This is a genomic window from Streptomyces sp. NPDC002156 (genome assembly GCF_053593675.1).
Genome location: NZ_JBSFDA010000055.1, coordinates 13725 through 28152 on the forward strand (window position 1 = coordinate 13725; position 14428 = coordinate 28152).

General features: G+C 68.7%; 19 protein-coding genes. 7 read left to right on the plus strand and 12 right to left on the minus strand.

The features are described 5' to 3' along the window. Positions 1-205 precede the first annotated feature (205 nt). From ACWCRB_RS22645 to ACWCRB_RS22690, 10 genes are all read right to left on the minus strand, one after another. Positions 206-775, minus strand: a complete 570-nt coding sequence (locus tag ACWCRB_RS22645) for a hypothetical protein (protein ID WP_450997761.1) — start codon at positions 773-775, stop codon at positions 206-208. Next, entirely contained in the window at positions 772-1776 is a 1005-nt protein-coding gene (locus tag ACWCRB_RS22650; protein ID WP_450997762.1) for an AraC-like ligand-binding domain-containing protein, read from the minus strand. Before ACWCRB_RS22650 ends, ACWCRB_RS22645 begins: the two co-directional genes overlap by 4 nt. Positions 1777-1861: 85 nt before the next feature. Further along, positions 1862-2428 (minus strand): hypothetical protein, encoded by a 567-nt coding sequence (locus ACWCRB_RS22655; RefSeq protein WP_450997763.1) that lies wholly within the window; start codon positions 2426-2428, stop codon positions 1862-1864. Further along, positions 2412-2903 (minus strand): RNA polymerase sigma factor, encoded by a 492-nt coding sequence (locus ACWCRB_RS22660; protein ID WP_450997764.1) that lies wholly within the window; start codon positions 2901-2903, stop codon positions 2412-2414. The genes ACWCRB_RS22655 and ACWCRB_RS22660 overlap by 17 nt, the downstream gene beginning before the upstream one ends. 152 nt (positions 2904-3055) lie before the next feature. Next, the gene (locus ACWCRB_RS22665; protein WP_450997765.1) at positions 3056-3700 is read right to left on the minus strand and encodes a class F sortase; all 645 of its coding nucleotides are present in this window, start codon (positions 3698-3700) and stop codon (positions 3056-3058) included. Next, positions 3697-4080 carry a sortase-dependent protein gene (locus ACWCRB_RS22670; protein ID WP_450997803.1) on the minus strand — a complete coding sequence of 128 codons (384 nt, stop codon included), beginning with the start codon at positions 4078-4080 and terminating at the stop codon, positions 3697-3699. Before ACWCRB_RS22670 ends, ACWCRB_RS22665 begins: the two co-directional genes overlap by 4 nt. Positions 4081-4198: 118 nt before the next feature. Next, positions 4199-5158, minus strand: coding sequence for an alpha/beta fold hydrolase (locus ACWCRB_RS22675; RefSeq protein ID WP_450997804.1), 960 nt, complete (start codon positions 5156-5158; stop codon positions 4199-4201). Positions 5159-5211: 53 nt separating this feature from the next. Then, on the minus strand, positions 5212-5985 hold the full coding sequence (locus ACWCRB_RS22680) for an enoyl-CoA hydratase/isomerase family protein (protein ID WP_450997766.1): 774 nt from the start codon (positions 5983-5985) through the stop codon (positions 5212-5214). Further along, on the minus strand, positions 5982-6398 hold the full coding sequence (locus ACWCRB_RS22685; RefSeq protein WP_450997767.1) for a Zn-ribbon domain-containing OB-fold protein: 417 nt from the start codon (positions 6396-6398) through the stop codon (positions 5982-5984). Before ACWCRB_RS22685 ends, ACWCRB_RS22680 begins: the two co-directional genes overlap by 4 nt. Before the next feature lie 23 nt (positions 6399-6421). Continuing rightward, positions 6422-7579: a lipid-transfer protein gene (locus tag ACWCRB_RS22690; RefSeq protein WP_450997768.1), complete on the minus strand. Its 1158-nt coding sequence runs from the start codon at positions 7577-7579 to the stop codon at positions 6422-6424. A 115-nt stretch (positions 7580-7694) separates the two neighbouring features. On the opposite strand from ACWCRB_RS22690, the gene ACWCRB_RS22695 reads away from it, so the two are divergent. Next, a complete protein-coding gene (locus ACWCRB_RS22695; protein ID WP_450997769.1) occupies positions 7695-9278 on the plus strand; it encodes a FadD3 family acyl-CoA ligase in 1584 nt (527 codons plus the stop codon). 20 nt (positions 9279-9298) lie between these two features. Here the strand turns inward: ACWCRB_RS22695 and ACWCRB_RS22700 are convergent, their stop codons facing one another. After that, positions 9299-10981, minus strand: coding sequence for a hypothetical protein (locus tag ACWCRB_RS22700; RefSeq protein WP_450997770.1), 1683 nt, complete (start codon positions 10979-10981; stop codon positions 9299-9301). A gap of 188 nt (positions 10982-11169) precedes the next feature. On the opposite strand from ACWCRB_RS22700, the gene ACWCRB_RS22705 reads away from it, so the two are divergent. Genes ACWCRB_RS22705 through ACWCRB_RS22715 form a run of 3 tightly spaced genes read left to right on the plus strand, consistent with a single transcriptional unit; the run spans position 11170 to position 12514 of the window. After that, positions 11170-11871: a 2-phosphosulfolactate phosphatase gene (locus ACWCRB_RS22705; RefSeq protein WP_450997805.1), complete on the plus strand. Its 702-nt coding sequence runs from the start codon at positions 11170-11172 to the stop codon at positions 11869-11871. A gap of 47 nt (positions 11872-11918) precedes the next feature. Beyond that, complete coding sequence (locus ACWCRB_RS22710; RefSeq protein ID WP_450997771.1) at positions 11919-12146, plus strand: hypothetical protein; 228 nt, start codon at positions 11919-11921, stop codon at positions 12144-12146. Beyond that, positions 12143-12514, plus strand: coding sequence for a fic family toxin-antitoxin system, toxin component (locus ACWCRB_RS22715; RefSeq protein ID WP_450997772.1), 372 nt, complete (start codon positions 12143-12145; stop codon positions 12512-12514). The genes ACWCRB_RS22710 and ACWCRB_RS22715 overlap by 4 nt, the downstream gene beginning before the upstream one ends. A 97-nt stretch (positions 12515-12611) precedes the next feature. Here the strand turns inward: ACWCRB_RS22715 and ACWCRB_RS22720 are convergent, their stop codons facing one another. Next, positions 12612-12782, minus strand: a complete 171-nt coding sequence (locus tag ACWCRB_RS22720; protein ID WP_450997773.1) for a hypothetical protein — start codon at positions 12780-12782, stop codon at positions 12612-12614. A 191-nt stretch (positions 12783-12973) separates the two neighbouring features. On the opposite strand from ACWCRB_RS22720, the gene ACWCRB_RS22725 reads away from it, so the two are divergent. The 3 genes from ACWCRB_RS22725 to ACWCRB_RS22735 all read left to right on the plus strand — a co-directional run bounded on the left by ACWCRB_RS22725 (position 12974) and on the right by ACWCRB_RS22735 (position 14410). After that, positions 12974-13354 carry a hypothetical protein gene (locus tag ACWCRB_RS22725; RefSeq protein ID WP_450997774.1) on the plus strand — a complete coding sequence of 127 codons (381 nt, stop codon included), beginning with the start codon at positions 12974-12976 and terminating at the stop codon, positions 13352-13354. Positions 13355-13367: 13 nt separating this feature from the next. Continuing rightward, on the plus strand, positions 13368-13901 hold the full coding sequence (locus tag ACWCRB_RS22730) for a hypothetical protein (RefSeq protein ID WP_450997775.1): 534 nt from the start codon (positions 13368-13370) through the stop codon (positions 13899-13901). A gap of 125 nt (positions 13902-14026) precedes the next feature. Beyond that, positions 14027-14410, plus strand: a complete 384-nt coding sequence (locus ACWCRB_RS22735; RefSeq protein WP_450997776.1) for a hypothetical protein — start codon at positions 14027-14029, stop codon at positions 14408-14410. Positions 14411-14428 lie beyond the last annotated feature (18 nt).

Genomic DNA, 14428 nt, shown 5'->3' on the forward strand with positions numbered 1-14428 from the left:
CTCAGCCGGCCGGTGGCGGATCGACTTCGCCGCCGACGCCTGAGCGTCCCGCGGGAACTCTGCGGGCCTATGAGGCGGCCACGACCGAGGACGAGTGAGAATGGCCGCGACCTGGAGTCGGAGCTTTCGCCCTACGCGGACATGGCACGGCGCGGTCGTCCGCTGCCGCCCCCGGTGGCAGCGCCTCCCGCCCAGCCGACCGACCTCACTCCGAGCAGCTCGTCGCGGAACCGTCCGCCGTGGCAGTGATGGCGACGCGGTAGCCGGCCCCGGAGTCGAATTCGGGACCGGTCTCGGTCTCCTCCGCGTCGAGGATCTCCTCGGTCAGGAAGTAGACGTCCAGCATCTTCGTGTCGTCCGCCTCGCCGAGCGTGAAGCACAGGCTCGTCGGGCGGTCCGTCCTCGCGGACCGGCGGGTCGACAGGGACGGTTTCCAGCCCTCGCGTTCCGCTGCCGCCCGGTAGTGCCGGGTCACGTCGGCCCTGTCGCCGTCGCCGGGGAAGACGTAGGTCCGGTCGGCGTACAGCCAGGCCTGGCCGCTGTCCTCCCAGCAGCCGGACTCGGGATCCTCGAAGCCCTGGGGGACGACTGCCCCTTGGGGGAGCGAGTCGAGAACCCCGTACGACTTCAGCTCGTCGACCCTGCTCTCGGTGCCCTCGCAGGCCGAGGCGGACACGGCGTCCGACAGGGTCTGGCAGCCGGTGAGTGCTCCGGTCGTCAACGCGGCCGTCAGCAGGGGAGTGACGAACCAGTTGGTTGGCTTGCGAGGTGTCACGCCGACTCCTGTGGTTGAAATTGTGACAGCGCCCTGAGCCGGTATTCCTTCGGTGAGACGCCGTACGCCGTGCGGAACGCTCGGGTGAAGTCGGCCGGGCGGGGGAAGTTCCAGCGGGCCGCGATGACGTGGATCGGAGTGGTGCGGAGGGCCGGGTTGGACAGGTCCCGGCGTACGCCCTCCAAGCGCTGGCCGCGTATCCACGCCGCTACCGTTTCGCCCTGTGTCTGCTGTTGCCGGAAGACGCGGTGCAGATAGCTCAGCGAGATGTTGTGGGCCGCCGCTATCGCGGTCGGGGTCAACTCCGGGTCGTGCAGGTTCTGTTGGACGAACGCGCGGATACGTTCCGTCAGGGCCTGTTGGCGGGTCTCCGGGGGCAAGGCGGCCTCTGCGTCCAGGAGTTGGGCGAGCCAGGCGGCCAGGAGGTCCTGTACGACCCTGCCCAGGCGGGGCGCGTCGGCGGGCTGGAGGGTGTCGGCCTGGCGGTGCAGGCCGGTGAGGTGGTCGGAGAGCAGAGCACCGATTCCCTCGTGGCCCGACAGGCGCCGGTTCAGCAACTCCCGTACCCGGTGCGGAGGGAGGGGCAGCAGGGCTTTCGGGATGTCCAGGCCTATGCCTCTGACGACCCTGCGTTCGCGGTCGTCCGCCGGGCGGAAGTCGTACGGGCGTGAGCTGTCGACGATGTGCAGGTCGCCGGGGGCGAACCCTGTGGTCCGGTCCGCGTGGTCGAGGGCCATTCCTTCGTCCAGCATCAGCGTCAGGTGGTACAGCTCCTGGTCGCCCTGGCGCACCATGCGCGTGCTTCGCCGGAACCTTGTCGGCAGGAACGACACCTTCATCACCGTCGCCGGGCCCAGCTCCAACAGCCGTAACTCTCCCCAGAATTCGGCGGAGTGGGTGCTGATGAAATCGTTCGAGCGCGTACGGGCGATCAGTTCCCGCCAGTAGTCGAATCTGTCCGCCGCAGGCACGTCCTCACTGCGGAACACCGTCCCGATCATTCCGTCCCCCCAACCCAAGCCCCTCGCCGGGTACTTCCGCCGTCATCCTCACCCCTTGACGGCCGAACTGGCGACTCCCTGAGGGCTACGGCTCCACCGTGGCGCTCGGTACGGGGACGGCCCCGGCCTCGCTCGACGTCGTCGCGTCGTCCGCCGGGCTCGCCTCTGTCGCGGCGTCCGGAGTCGTCGTCGGCGCCTGCTCGGGCGGGGCGAGGGATGCCTCGGAGGGGTCGTCGGTGGGCTTGCCGGAGGGGACGGGCGTGGCGGATTCGGGGGTATTCGAGGTGGAGGGCGCCGGCGTCGGCGTCGGGGCGGTCGTGGCGTCGGTGGTGGGGGGTGGTGCCGGGGTGGTCGAGATGGGTGGGGCCATGGGGACCGTGGGGGAGCGGGGGGACTCCCCCGTCGTCAGGTTGAGGGGGAGCGCGATCAGTGCGGCGAGGGCGCAGGCCGCGCCCACCGCGGCCGCCGTACGGGTCCTGCGGCGCCGGGTCGCGGTGCGGCGGATCTCCTCGAAGCGGCCCGGCGGCGCGCCCAGGTAGGCGGGGGTGGGGCCGAGGAGGACCAGGAGGGGGTCGTCCGGGGCGTGCTCGGGGCTGGTCGGGTCGAACGGTCCGAATTCCGGGTCTTCTTCGTCGTCAAAGCGTGTGGTCAAGGCTTTTCCTCAGGTGGGCGCGGAGCAGTTCTCGGGCCGCGTGGAGGTCGGCCTTGATGGTTCCTTCCTTGCGTCCGGTCAGCGCGGACACGTCCCGGATCGGCATGTCAGCGTAGTAGTGCAGGAGGATCGGGACGCGGAGTCGTTCCGGCAGCGACTGGACCAGCATGCGGATGGACGGGTCCGCCGGGTCGGTGTGCGTGAGCAGGGCGGCTTCCGTGGTCACGTGGCGCATCGCCTTGCGCTCGCGTTCCATCCTGCGCCAGTGGTCCCGGACGATGTTGGCCGCCGTCACATAGAGGAAGCCGCGCGGCTCCTCCACCGACGTCCAGCGTGCCCACAGGCGCGTGAACGCCTCCGAGGCGATCTCGTGGGCCGTCTCGTCGTCGTCGACGAGCCGGCGGACCCAGCCGGCCAGGCGCGGGTAGAGGGCGGCGAACAGCTCGGACGCTGCCTTGTCGCGTGACCGTTTCAACGCTCTCCATGGTGCTGTCAGACCTGTTGCCACCGGCGTCGCACTCGTCGCACTCGTCACGCTCGTGGCGCTCGTGGCTCTCGTGGGGGAGGACGGCGGTTCGGCGGCGTACGTTCCGCCGGCCCGCCGTCCTGTTTTCTGCGTGGATACGGTCACGGGCTCGTCGACGACGTCAGCGCGGCGAAGACGATCACGTTGTCGAGGTAGCCGTTCTCGTCCCGCGGGCCGCCGCAAGTGATGAGCCGGAGTTCGGGGCGGTCCACGTTCCCGTAGACGTCGTCCGCCGGGAAGTTCGCCTTGGCGACCGTCCGCAGGGAGGTCACCGTGAACTCCGTCTCCGTGCCGTTCTCCAGGCGCGCCACGATCTTCTCGCCCCGGCGCAGCCGCCCGAGGTCGTGGAAGACACCGTCCCCGTACGAGCCGACCGTGACATGCCCGAGGAGCACCGACGGGCCGGTCTGACCCGGCGTCGGCGACTGCTCGTACCAGCCCGCCTGGTCGTGCTCGGTGACCGGAGGCACCTGCACGGTGCGGTCCGGGGCCAGCCCCAGCCGCATGACCGGGGTGTCGACCCCGATGGCGGGGATCCGCAGCCGGACCGGGGCCGAACGGCCCACGGCCCGCGCCGACTTGGCGGAGGTGTTCGTGGAGGGCGAGGCCGACGGCGGCGTGGCGGTACCGGGTTGCGCGGTCCCGGTGGTCCGTACGCCCTCGCCGTCGGAGGAACAGCCCACGAGCAGCGTGGCCGCGACCGCCGTGGCCGCTGTTCCGAAGGCACGCCTGGAGAGCACGGTCACGCCCCGGTCGCCTGCCGACGGCGTACGACGAACACGGCCGCGCCACCCAGGGCGAACGCGGCGGCGACGCCCCCGCCGATCAGCGTGCCCGGCGTGCCGGAGTCCGACGAGGCCGGCGTCACGCCGGTGTCGGGGGCACCCTGCGGCACCTCGGCGACCTGGGCCGGCTCCTGGTTGGGGTCGGTGGTGGGCGCCGTGCTGGGCACCGGGCTGGCTTCGTCGGCCGGTACCTGGGTCGGCTCGGCGCTGGGGGCCGGGGTGGCCTCGGTCGGCGCGGTGCTGGGGACCGGGGTCGCGGTGTCGTCGGCGAACGCGGGCGCGGTGCCCGCGAGTACGGCGGAGGCCGCGAGTGCCACGGCGCTGAGGACAGTACGGCGCACGGTACGGCGCATGGGTTCGCTCTCTTTCGTCGGTCCGCCGGGAAGTGACGGATCGCGCAGAGAGACGAGTCGGCGGTGGGGCGGGTTGTAAAGAGATGGCAAAGTCACCGAAGGGTGTCTACCCGGCCGCGTCCCTCAACTCCCTGAGGAACGGGATCAGTTGCGCGTTGACCTCCTCCGGCCGTTCCTGCTGCGTCCAGTGGCCGCAGCCATCGAGGACCACCGGCGGGCGCCGCAGGTTCGGCATCAACTCCGGGAGCTGCTCGATGAGTTGGGGTGTGCCCGGGAACGCCGGTACCAGGTCCTTGTCGCCGTACACGTACAGCGCGGGCGTGGTGACCACCGCCTCGTGCCAGGCCGCTGTCAGTTCCCAGTTGCGGTCGATGTTGCGGTACCAGTTGAGGGCGCCGGTGAAGGTGCCCGCGAAGCTGTCGGTGAGGTGGTCGAGGTCCTTCTCCGTGAGCCAGGCCGGGAGTCGCTCCGGGTCGGGCATCGTGTCCAGCCAGCCCTGGCCGGGCTCGATCAGCGGCTGCTGGCCGGTGCCCGAGTCGGGGCTGTCGCCGGAGAAGGCGTACAGGGTCTTGCGGAGGGTGGTGCGCGGGTCGCGGGCCAGTTCGGCGTCGGCGACCCCGGGGCGGTTGATGTAGTTCCAGTAGAAACGGCCGCCGAACATCGCCTCCATCACGCCCAGGGGCCGTCGGTCGCCCCGGAACGGCGGCGGCACGCTCAGGCCCGCCACCCCGCGCACGACGTCCGGCCGCAGCAGCGCGGTGTGCCAGGCCACCGGCGCGCCCCAGTCGTGCCCGACGACGTACGCCGTCTCCTCGCCGAGCGCGTGGATCAGCCCGACCACGTCCCCGACCAGGTGCAGGATGCTGTACGACGACACGTCCTCGGGGCGGTCGCTGCCGCCGTATCCGCGCTGGTCGGGGGCGACGACCCGGAAACCGGCGGCGGCCAGCGGGCCGAACTGGTGGCGCCAGGAGTGCCAGGACTCGGGGAAACCGTGCAGCAGGACGACCAGCGGGCCCTCGCCGGCCTCCGCGATGTGCAGCTGGATGCCGTTCACGTCCACCATGCGGTGCTCAACCACTGTGCTGTCTCCACCCATGAAGCAAAGGGTATGCGTTGCTATCGCAACCGGAAATCCGGGGTCCTGGCGGCGAAGAGTTCCGCCTGCCGGTCCCCCGGGAGGTTGCCCAGTCGCACCAGGTGCGGGGCATAGGCGAGGGCGTGTGCACGGGCCGCCTCCTTCGCCGCCCACACCGCACGAACCGTGCCCTGCACCCCCTCCGGCGGATACGACGCGATGACCCGGGCACACTCCACCGCGGCCTCCAACACCCCACCGGGCGCCGTGACTTCGCTGACCAGGCCGATCTCGTACGCCCGCGCCGCCGACACCCGCTCCGCCGTCCCCATCAGCGCCATCCGTGCGATCTCCCCGTACGGCATCCGCTGCGCCATACCCATCGTCTCGTACGCGCTGACCATGCCGTACGTGGTGTGCGGGTCGAAGAAGGTCGCGGTGGGGTCGGCGACGACGAACTCCGACTCCGCGAGCAGATAGAAGGCACCGCCGCACGCCATACCGTTCACCGCCGCGATCACCGGCTTCCAGAGGTCGTTGGCCTTCGGCCCGATCCTCTCCAGCGGATCGTCCACCATGTAGGGGGAGTTGGGCTGCGGGACGGTCGCGGTGCGGTCGAGCCCGGTGCAGAAGGCGCGCGGGCCTGCGCCCGTCAGGACCACCGCCCGTACGGTGTCGTCGAAGCGCAACTCCCGCCAGGTGGCGGCCAGTTCGGTGGCAGTGGCGAGGTCGATGGCATTGAGCTTGCGCGGCCGGTCGAGGGTGAGGACGGCGACCCCGGTGTCCTTGTCGGTCGACAGGTTCAGGCCGCTCACGGGCGCTCCAGGATCCACTGTGGAAGCCCGGTCGAGGAGAAGACGACCTGCACCCGCGCCCCGATGCGAATCCGGTCGAGGGAAAGGGAGTTGAGGGGTGCGTCGGGGCCCGTGACCAGATTGCCGACGAGCCGGATACGCGGTGCGTCCGCCAACTCGACCACGATCACGTTGTACGGGGCCAGCTCGGCGTAGTCCGGGAGGAGCGGCGGATGCGGGACGACGTACGACCAGATCCGTCCGCGTCCGCTGACCTGGCGCCACTCGCTCGCGAAGGACTGGCAGTGGGGGCAGCACGGGCGGGGCGGGAAGCGGGGTTCGGCGCAGTCGGCGCAGGTCTGGACGCGGAGTTCGCCCTGGGCGGCGTACTCCCAGAAGGGGGCGCCGTCTTCGTCGACGACAGGGGTCAGCATCTCAACTCCTTATTTCCGCAACGTCATTTCCTCAGCAACAGGGCCGAAGTCGGTACGCCCTCCCCCGCCGTGACCAGGCAGGTGGAGGCCCCCGGGACCTGGGCGGTACTCGTGCCGCGCAGCTGCCGTACGCCCTCGGTGATGAGGTTGAAGCCATGGACGTACGCCTCGCTGAGGCCGCCCCCGCCGGTGTTCATCGGCAGCCGGCCGCCGATCTCCAGGGCGCCGCCCTCGGTGAAGGCGCCGCCCTCGCCGCGTCCGCAGAAGCCGTAGCCCTCCAGGGAGAGCGGGATGAGGGCGGTGAACGCGTCGTAGATCTGGGCGACTTGGACGTCGTCCGGGGTGAAGTCGGCGTGTTTCCAGAGGTGTCGGGCGGCTGTCCAGGCCGGGCCGGTCAACGGGTCGTCGTTCCAGTAGTTGACCATCCCGTGGTGCTGGGCGGGCAGCCCCTGGGCGGCGGAGTGGATGTAGACGGGGGCGCGTCGGCAGTCGCGAGCCCGCTCGGCGGAGACGATCACGACGGCCAACGCCCCGTCGGTCTCAAGGCAGTTGTCGAAGAGGCAGAGGGGTTCGCTGATCCAGCGGGAGGTCATGTACATCTCGCGGGTGAGCGGACGGTCGTACATGATCGCGGCCGGGTTCTGGTTGGCCCGGTTGCGGCAGGCGAGGGCGACGTTGAAGAGGTGGTCGCGGGTCGTGCCGTACTCGTGCATGTGACGGCGGGTGAGCATGGCGATCTCGTCGGAGGGCCGGAGGAGTCCGAAGGGGCGCGTCCACTGGGCGGGCGTGGGCAGTTGGGCGGTGGTGTTCCGCCAGGGACGAGGGCCGGAACCCCTCTTCCGGGACCTCCACGCCACACCGACCGTGGCCTGGCCGGAGGCGATGGCGGCGGCGAGATGGGCGACGGTGGCGCAGGAACCGCCGCCGCCGTAGCCCACCTTGGAGAAGAAGGTGAGGTCACCGAGACCGAGCGCCTTGGCGACCTCGACCTCGTCGGTCTCCTCCATGGTGTAGGAGGCGAGGGCGTCGACCTCGGCGGGGGCGATGCCCGCGTCGTCGAGCGCGGCGAGGATCGCACGGCACGCCAACGTCCGCTCGTTTTCGGGGAGTTGGCGGGCGAAGGGGGTCTGTCCGATCCCGGCGATGGCGGTGGCGTCCTTGATCCCGGCGGTAATTGCCATGGCTGTGCATGCACCTCCGCGCGAGTGCCCGGCTGGCTGCTGACAGAGCGTCAGGTTACAGCTAATCTGACGGTCAGTCAGCTCTTGTGTGCGGGATGTTGTGGGGAGGCCGACGGTGCGCGGTGACTTGGAGTGGGGCAGCATTCCGGGGCTGGTCCGGGCGGCGGCGGAGCGGTACGGCGACGCCGAGGCGGTCGTGGACGGACGTACGCGGGTCTCGTACGCGGAGTTGGGCGCGCGGGTGGAGCACGCGGCGGCGGCGTGCATCGCGGGCGGGATGGAGGCCGGTGACCGGGTGGCTATCTGGGCGCCCAACTCCCTGGACTGGATGGTGTCCGCGCTGGGCGCGGTCTCGGCGGGCGGGGTGCTCGTACCGCTGAACACCCGCTTCAAGGGGACGGAGGCGGCGTACGTACTGGCGCGCAGCCGGGCGAAGTTGCTGTTCGTGACGGGGACGTTCCTGGGCACGTCGTACGTGGCGTCGCTGCGGAGGGCGGCGGGGCAGGGTGACGGCCGGGGCCCGTTGCCCGGGCTTCCGGAGCTAACGGACGTGGTGGTGCTGGGGGAGGACGCGCCCGCTGAATTCCGTACGTGGAAGGACTTCTTGGCGGGCGGGGACGGGGTGGGGGCGGAGGCCGTCCGGGCGCGGGCGGAGGGTGTGCGGGGTTCGGATCCCTCGGACATCGTCTTCACGTCGGGGACGACGGGGCGGCCGAAGGGGGCCGTGATCACGCATGCGCAGTCGCTGCGGGCGTACGAGATCTGGAGCGAGTTGGCGGGCCTGCGGGAGGGGGACCGCTATCTCGTCGTGAACCCGTTCTTCCACACCTTCGGCTACAAGGCAGGGGTGTTGGCGTGTCTGATGCGGGGCGCGACGGTGATTCCGCAGCCGGTGTTCAACGTGGACACGGTCCTGGCGAACGTCGCGGCGGAGCGGGTGTCGGTCCTCCCCGGCCCACCCACTCTGCTCCAGTCGCTCCTGGACCACCCGTCGCGTGACTCCTACGACCTTTCTTCCCTGCGGCTGGTGGTGACGGGGGCGGCGGTGGTGCCGTTGCGGCTGGTGGAACGGTTGCGTACGGAGCTGGGAGTGGCCACCGTCCTGACGGCGTACGGGCTTTCGGAGGCGAGCGGGATCGTCACGATGTGCCGCCGGGGGGACGAGGCCGAGGTGATCGCGTCGACGTCCGGGCGGGCCGTGCCGGGGGCCGAGGTGCTGGTGGAGGCGCCGGTCGGGGAGCCCGGGGAGGTGCTGGTGCGGGGCTTCAATGTCATGCGCGGGTACTTCGAGGACGCGGAGAGCACGGCCGAAGTGGTCACGGGGGACGGGTGGTTGAGGACGGGCGACGTGGGCGTCCTGGACGCCGACGGCAACCTGCGGATCACCGACCGCCTCAAGGACATGTTCATCGTCGGCGGCTTCAACGCGTACCCGGCGGAGATCGAGCAACTCCTCGGCCTGCACCCGGATGTGGCGGACGTGGCGGTGATCGGCGTACCGGACGGGCGGTTGGGGGAGGTCGGGAAGGCGTACGTGGTGCGGCGGCCGGGGGTGAGCCTGACGGGGGACGACCTGATCGCCTGGGCCCGGCGGGAGATGGCGAACTACAAGGTGCCGAGGGTGGTGGAGTTCGTGAGCGGGCTGCCTCGGAATGCCAGTGGGAAGGTGGTCAAGGGGGAGTTGAGAGGCGGGAGTTGAGGGGGGAGTTGAGAGGAGGGCTATCGGACGTCGACGTAGTCGGTGACCCGGGCGCTCTTCAAGTAGTGGTCCCAGGTCTGGCGGTCGAAGGCGACGGCCCAGGTGCCGTCCTGCTTGGCGAGCGCCATGCCGTCGAGGTGACCGTGCCTGTCTGTGCCGAGGTCGCTGACGAGGCGGTAGGCGGAGGAGCCGCGGGGCCGGAAGTAGAGGGCGGGTGAGCCGCCGTCGAACGGCTTCCACGTGGTGCCGTCCTTGTACTGGAGGGTGCCGGTGAAACGGATCGGATACCCCTTGCGGACCGGGTCGGGGGAGGCGTGGAAGCCGATGATGCGGGTGGCGTAGCGGTAGCGGTGTACGGGCTTGCTGGTGGTGGTGGCCAGGTCGGGATTGCCGTTGAAGCGGGCGCGCCAGTAGGCGTTGTTGATCGGAGTGGTGAAGGTCCGGGCGAAGTCCTCCTCGAACAGGGGCTTGTCGTAACGGACCTTGATGGGGAGGGTGGCGGCGTTCTTCCAGCCGCTCCTGCCGTCCTTGGAGTACTGAAGGGTGACGGTGGGCTTGGCGGGCCAGTGGGCGCGAAAGTCCTCGTAGTAGAGGTAGCCGGAGACATGGAGGGCGGAGTCGTCGTCGAGGGACGCGTCCATCTCGATGTGGGTGGTGTAGGCGACGTGGAGGCTGAAGGGTTCGGTGGCGACCTGCTGGAAGGGCATGTAGTCGGTGCCGGCGACGAGTTCGGCGGTCGGTGCGGGGCTGTCGGAGGGGACGCGCAGTGTGTAGAGGCCCCGGCTGTCGGTGGTGGTCTGGCCGGCCACGAGATCCGGGTCGCGTCCGAAGACCCTGATGTCGGTGTGGGGCAGCGGCTGCCAGCCTGAGGTGGTACGGATCTCCGCGCGGCCGGTGACGGTGCCTGTGGTGCCCTGCTTCAGGTTCAGGGCGTGGGTGCTGGCCGAGAAACGGACCGGTGCCTGGACGGTGTGCAGGTCCTGCTCGGGCGTCAGCAAGCCGGTCGCGCCCGGGTAGGAATCGGTGGCCTCGGGTGCGGCGGTCAGCTCGATGGACTGCTGGGTGGGGACGAAGGAGCCGGTGAAGCGTCCGTCGGACGCGGTGGTCGCGGTCACCCGGCCACCGTGCCCGAACCCGATGCCGACGGGTACGCCGGCGGCGGCGGGGACGGAGTCCTCGGGGTGGCGGGGATCCGTGGCGAGCACGGTGCCGCTGACGGAGACCCGCTGGTGGAGGTAGTCCGGCACGGTGGGGGTGGCGGTCAGGTCGGGGATCGTGAGGGTGGTCTCGTACCGCAGGGGGTACCGGGCAGGGGCGCCGGTCAGGGTGGCGCCGGATGCGTCCAGCAGATCGACGGTCACCCGGTAGTCGCCGAGATCGGCCAGGTGGACCGGCGCCCGCCAGACGCCGGAGCTCGCGTCCTGCCCGGAGTACTGGGTGAAGTCCTCGGTCTCCCCGGCCTCCGGGTCCCCGGCCGGTGCGTCGAGCGGATAGAAGTGGGCCGTGATGCGGGTGAGGGGGCTGTCGGAGTGCGCGGTGACGAAGAACATCCCCGGGGCGCTGAACCAGCCCTCGGCATAGGACAGGACGGGACCGCCGTCGGCGCTGTCGGCCTGGGCCGGGGGGAGGCCGGTGAAGAGGGAGGCGGACAGGGCGGTGGCGGTGGCTGCCGTGGCTGCGGCCAGGAAGGTGCTGCGTCTCATGAGGGTTCCTCATCCGGCGATGCGTACGAATGCGCCTGGAGCCCGGATTGCCGCGGCGACGATGTTCACTTCGGTACAGAAGCTACACACGAAATACCAAGCTGAATCAGGCATTTGCCATGGAAATGGCAAAGGGTATTCGTCGCTCGCGGGGTGCTGCGGATGGGGCATCCGCGATCATGGTCGGAATGGACGCTCACTTCCTCGGCATCGCCGAACTGACCGAAGTCCCCTCCGTGGCCGTCGTGGTCGACGTCATGCGTGCTTTCACCGTGGCTGCCTGGGCCTTTGCCCGAGGGGCGGAAAAGATCGTTCTTGCCGAGTCGCTGGACGACGCCCTGGCGCTCAAGGGTCGTCATCCGGACTGGGTGGCGCTCAAGGACGGGCCGCCCGCGCCCGGTTTCGAGATGGTCAACTCGCCGGGCCTGCTGCGGTCTGCCGACCTGACCGGGCGGACCGTCGTGCAGAAGACCACGGCGGGGACGGTCGGTGCCCTCGCGGTCAAGGACGCGTCGCTGGTGCTGTGCGCGAGCTTCGTGGTGGCGGAGGCGACGGCCCGGCTCCTGAAGGAACGCGGGTGCGACAGCGTCACGTTCGTGGTCACCGGCGAGGACGGGCAGGCCGAGGAAGATCTGGCGTGCGCTCAGTACGTCGCCGGCAGGGCCAACGGGGTTGGGACAGATGCTGCCGGGTTCCTTCGCCGCGCCGCCGACTCGCGCGCCGCAGCCGAGTTGGCGGAGGGGGTGCGCCAAGGCGTCCATCCTGACGACGTCGCCCTCTGTCTTGAGCTCGACCGGTTTCCCTTCGCCATGGTGGCGGCCTTGGAGGAGTCGCTCATGGTCCTGCGGCCGTGGGCCGTGGCTTCGTTGACCGATGGCGCCTCGATCTGATCGCCGGCGAAGCGGGCGCGATTGGTATCAGGTGGTATCTTCCCTGTATGGCCAAGACGCAGATCAATATCCGGATGGACGACGACACCGCCGAGATGGCCCGGCAGGCGGCGGAGACGAGGCGTATACCGGTCAACGAGTACGTCGAGCAGCTCATTCGGAACGACAATGAGCATTTGCGTGCTGTCTTTATGGCGGCCGCACAGGAAGTGCTGGATGAGTACGGCGATCTCCTGGACGAGATCGAGGGGGAGCAGGGGGAGACCCGTACGTGAATCTCAATGTCGACCTCGCGTGGATTCTGCAGGTTGCGCATCGGGCGGGGCAGGGTGATCCAGCAGTCGACGACTACGGCGTTCCCCTCGCGGCCGTCGAGCGGCAACGAGCTGTGCTCGTCGGACAGGAGGTCTATCAGGGGCCGTACGCCAAGGCGGCGGCCCTCGCGCACACCCTGGGCCGTATGCGCTGGTTGGAGCGATCGAACCTCAAGGTGGCCGTCGCGGCTGCCCACGCGTACCTCGTCGCCTCCGGTGTTCCGGCCAAGCTCGATCAGCAGCGGGTCTCCGCACTCGCGAACGAGTTGAAGAGGGAGAGCTGCACAGTCCGCAGTGTGGCCGAGTTGCTCAAGTCCTGGGCCCTGTGACGGCCTTCGCGAGCGGACGCCGCGCGATCCGACTGTCGTCACGAGAACACGTATCGGACTCGCCTTCCCCGGCTCCCACTTCTCGGTCGGGTCGAGGTCAGCAGTGGCACAGCACGTTGACGATGACGGTCTCGGCGTCGAGGTCGTCGAGATAGCGGTTGGCCTCTTCCCAGTGGCCGTCGGTGTCCGCGTCCGTCCATGAGCCGTCGAGGGTGACCAGGGAAATGGAGTTGGCGGAAGCTGGCGCGAGGTGCGGGCAGGTGGGCATGGAAACACGAGTGGGACATCGCCCTCACCGCAGCAAGCTTGCTGACAACGGAGCTAGAATGTGGTCGAAAGGTAGATATGCCTACAGGGCGGCAAGGCGAAAAGGAAGATTTGGCTGGTCCTCTGACCTGACCTGACCTGGGGTGCAAGGGGGCATCACAACTACTTCAACTTCCACATCAATCACGTGCCATGGCGGAGGTGGGGGCGGTGCTAGTAAACCGTGCGACCTGGCCGCGTGACGGCAGGGTCGGTCGCATTACAAAGGGCGAGTTCGAGGGAGCTTATCTGCTGCTTGCGCCGGAAGTCGACGGCCTCTGGGGCTTTTACATCAGCGACGATCTGCGGATCCATAAAGAAGACTCCCTGAGAGCGGACGACTACTTCGCCATTGAGGAAGCCATGCCACGCCTCCTTGAAGAGATGGGGGTCGAGTGGGTCGAGGAGTCAGAAGACGCGAGAATCGAGATAGAAATATTCGACATTCGCAGCCAATGGCATAAAAGTCGACGCAGGAGGGAAAGGGTGCAGTCCCTGCTCGACTTCCTGCTCAGGCGACCCCGAACCAAATGACTGACGGGCTTCCATGTCGATCGGACGAAAAATGCAGCGAGCAGTTTACGGTCCTCTGTGTCTGACCGATGGCGTGGCATGCATGGGGGTCGGTGAGGGTGATTTCATCATCAGGTTTACCAGTGTTGGGGTGGAAAAAGGAGACTCCTTTGCTATTGCTTGGAGTGACATTTTCCGTATCGATGCAGGATTTTCTGCGGTGCGGGGTGCGAGGGCCTTTGAATTTGCTGCAAGTCTGTTGAATCTGGGCGTTGCGTCAGAGGGCTCGGTGATGGCCAGGGATTCAGTGATATCCATTTCGCTCAAGTCAGGGAAAATGGTCTCCTGGTCCTTTGGTGTACCTCCCCCGGGCTCGGCTGGTAAATGGAACCGGAAGAATGTGAAAATCTTCTTCGAAGAGCTCAGCTCCCAGGGAATGTTGTCCCTACTGGGTGGCTCAGCTGCTGCTGAAAAGCTTCTGGTCCGACTCGGCACGGTACAACCACTACTTCCGTGGCAGCGTAGACGGCAGATCGCTGGCGTCATCACGCAAATCAAGAAGTGGTGACCGGACACTGGGGCCGGATCCTGCGTTCTTGCGAGACAGGCCTGTCCGAGATGGTGTTCCTTGCCCTGACCAAGGGGGACCGGAAGGAATCCGCGAGCGCAGTCGCTGACGGCGACCAGGCAGTCGTGGATCTCCTGAGGGCCCGCCCCGGAAAGATCAGCAAGAAGAACGCGAACAACGTGTGGTTCCCTGCTTCGGACGTACTGGCCGCCAGGTCATGGCTGTGGTTCGTGATCGCAGCCCTGTTGGCGGTCGGAAGTCTCCTGCTGGGTCCGAGCCGTTCGGACGCGGAGTGGTACGTGCGGGTCGTGATGTCCCTGGTACCTGTCCTGCCCAGTGCGTTGTTCGCGTCACGGCAGATCAGCCATGTGCTGACTCGGCGTGCTCTCGGAGCCGGGTCGGCTGGACGGAACACCATCGTCTGGATCGGCCGCTGGCTCAGCCCGGGCGCTGTTCTCGTCCTCTCGGTGGGAATGTGGGGGCTCTGGGTGACGGTCTTCGTCCTCTAGTCCCGTCCGCTCCTCCAC

Bases quoted from the DNA above. Each gene is read 5' to 3' on its own strand.
- ACWCRB_RS22650 (WP_450997762.1), bottom strand. From the start codon at position 1,776: ATGATCGGGACGGTGTTCCGCAGTGAGGACGTGCCTGCGGCGGACAGA.
- ACWCRB_RS22675 (WP_450997804.1), bottom strand. From the start codon at position 5,158: ATGGTGGACGTGAACGGCATCCAGCTGCACATCGCGGAGGCCGGCGAG.
- ACWCRB_RS22685 (WP_450997767.1), bottom strand. From the start codon at position 6,398: ATGCTGACCCCTGTCGTCGACGAAGACGGCGCCCCCTTCTGGGAGTAC.
- ACWCRB_RS22690 (WP_450997768.1), bottom strand. From the start codon at position 7,579: ATGGCAATTACCGCCGGGATCAAGGACGCCACCGCCATCGCCGGGATC.
- ACWCRB_RS22700 (WP_450997770.1), bottom strand. From the start codon at position 10,981: ATGAGACGCAGCACCTTCCTGGCCGCAGCCACGGCAGCCACCGCCACC.
- ACWCRB_RS22705 (WP_450997805.1), top strand. From the start codon at position 11,170: ATGGACGCTCACTTCCTCGGCATCGCCGAACTGACCGAAGTCCCCTCC.
- ACWCRB_RS22710 (WP_450997771.1), top strand. From the start codon at position 11,919: ATGGCCAAGACGCAGATCAATATCCGGATGGACGACGACACCGCCGAG.
- ACWCRB_RS22720 (WP_450997773.1), bottom strand. From the start codon at position 12,782: ATGCCCACCTGCCCGCACCTCGCGCCAGCTTCCGCCAACTCCATTTCC.
- ACWCRB_RS22725 (WP_450997774.1), top strand. From the start codon at position 12,974: ATGGCGGAGGTGGGGGCGGTGCTAGTAAACCGTGCGACCTGGCCGCGT.
- ACWCRB_RS22730 (WP_450997775.1), top strand. From the start codon at position 13,368: ATGTCGATCGGACGAAAAATGCAGCGAGCAGTTTACGGTCCTCTGTGT.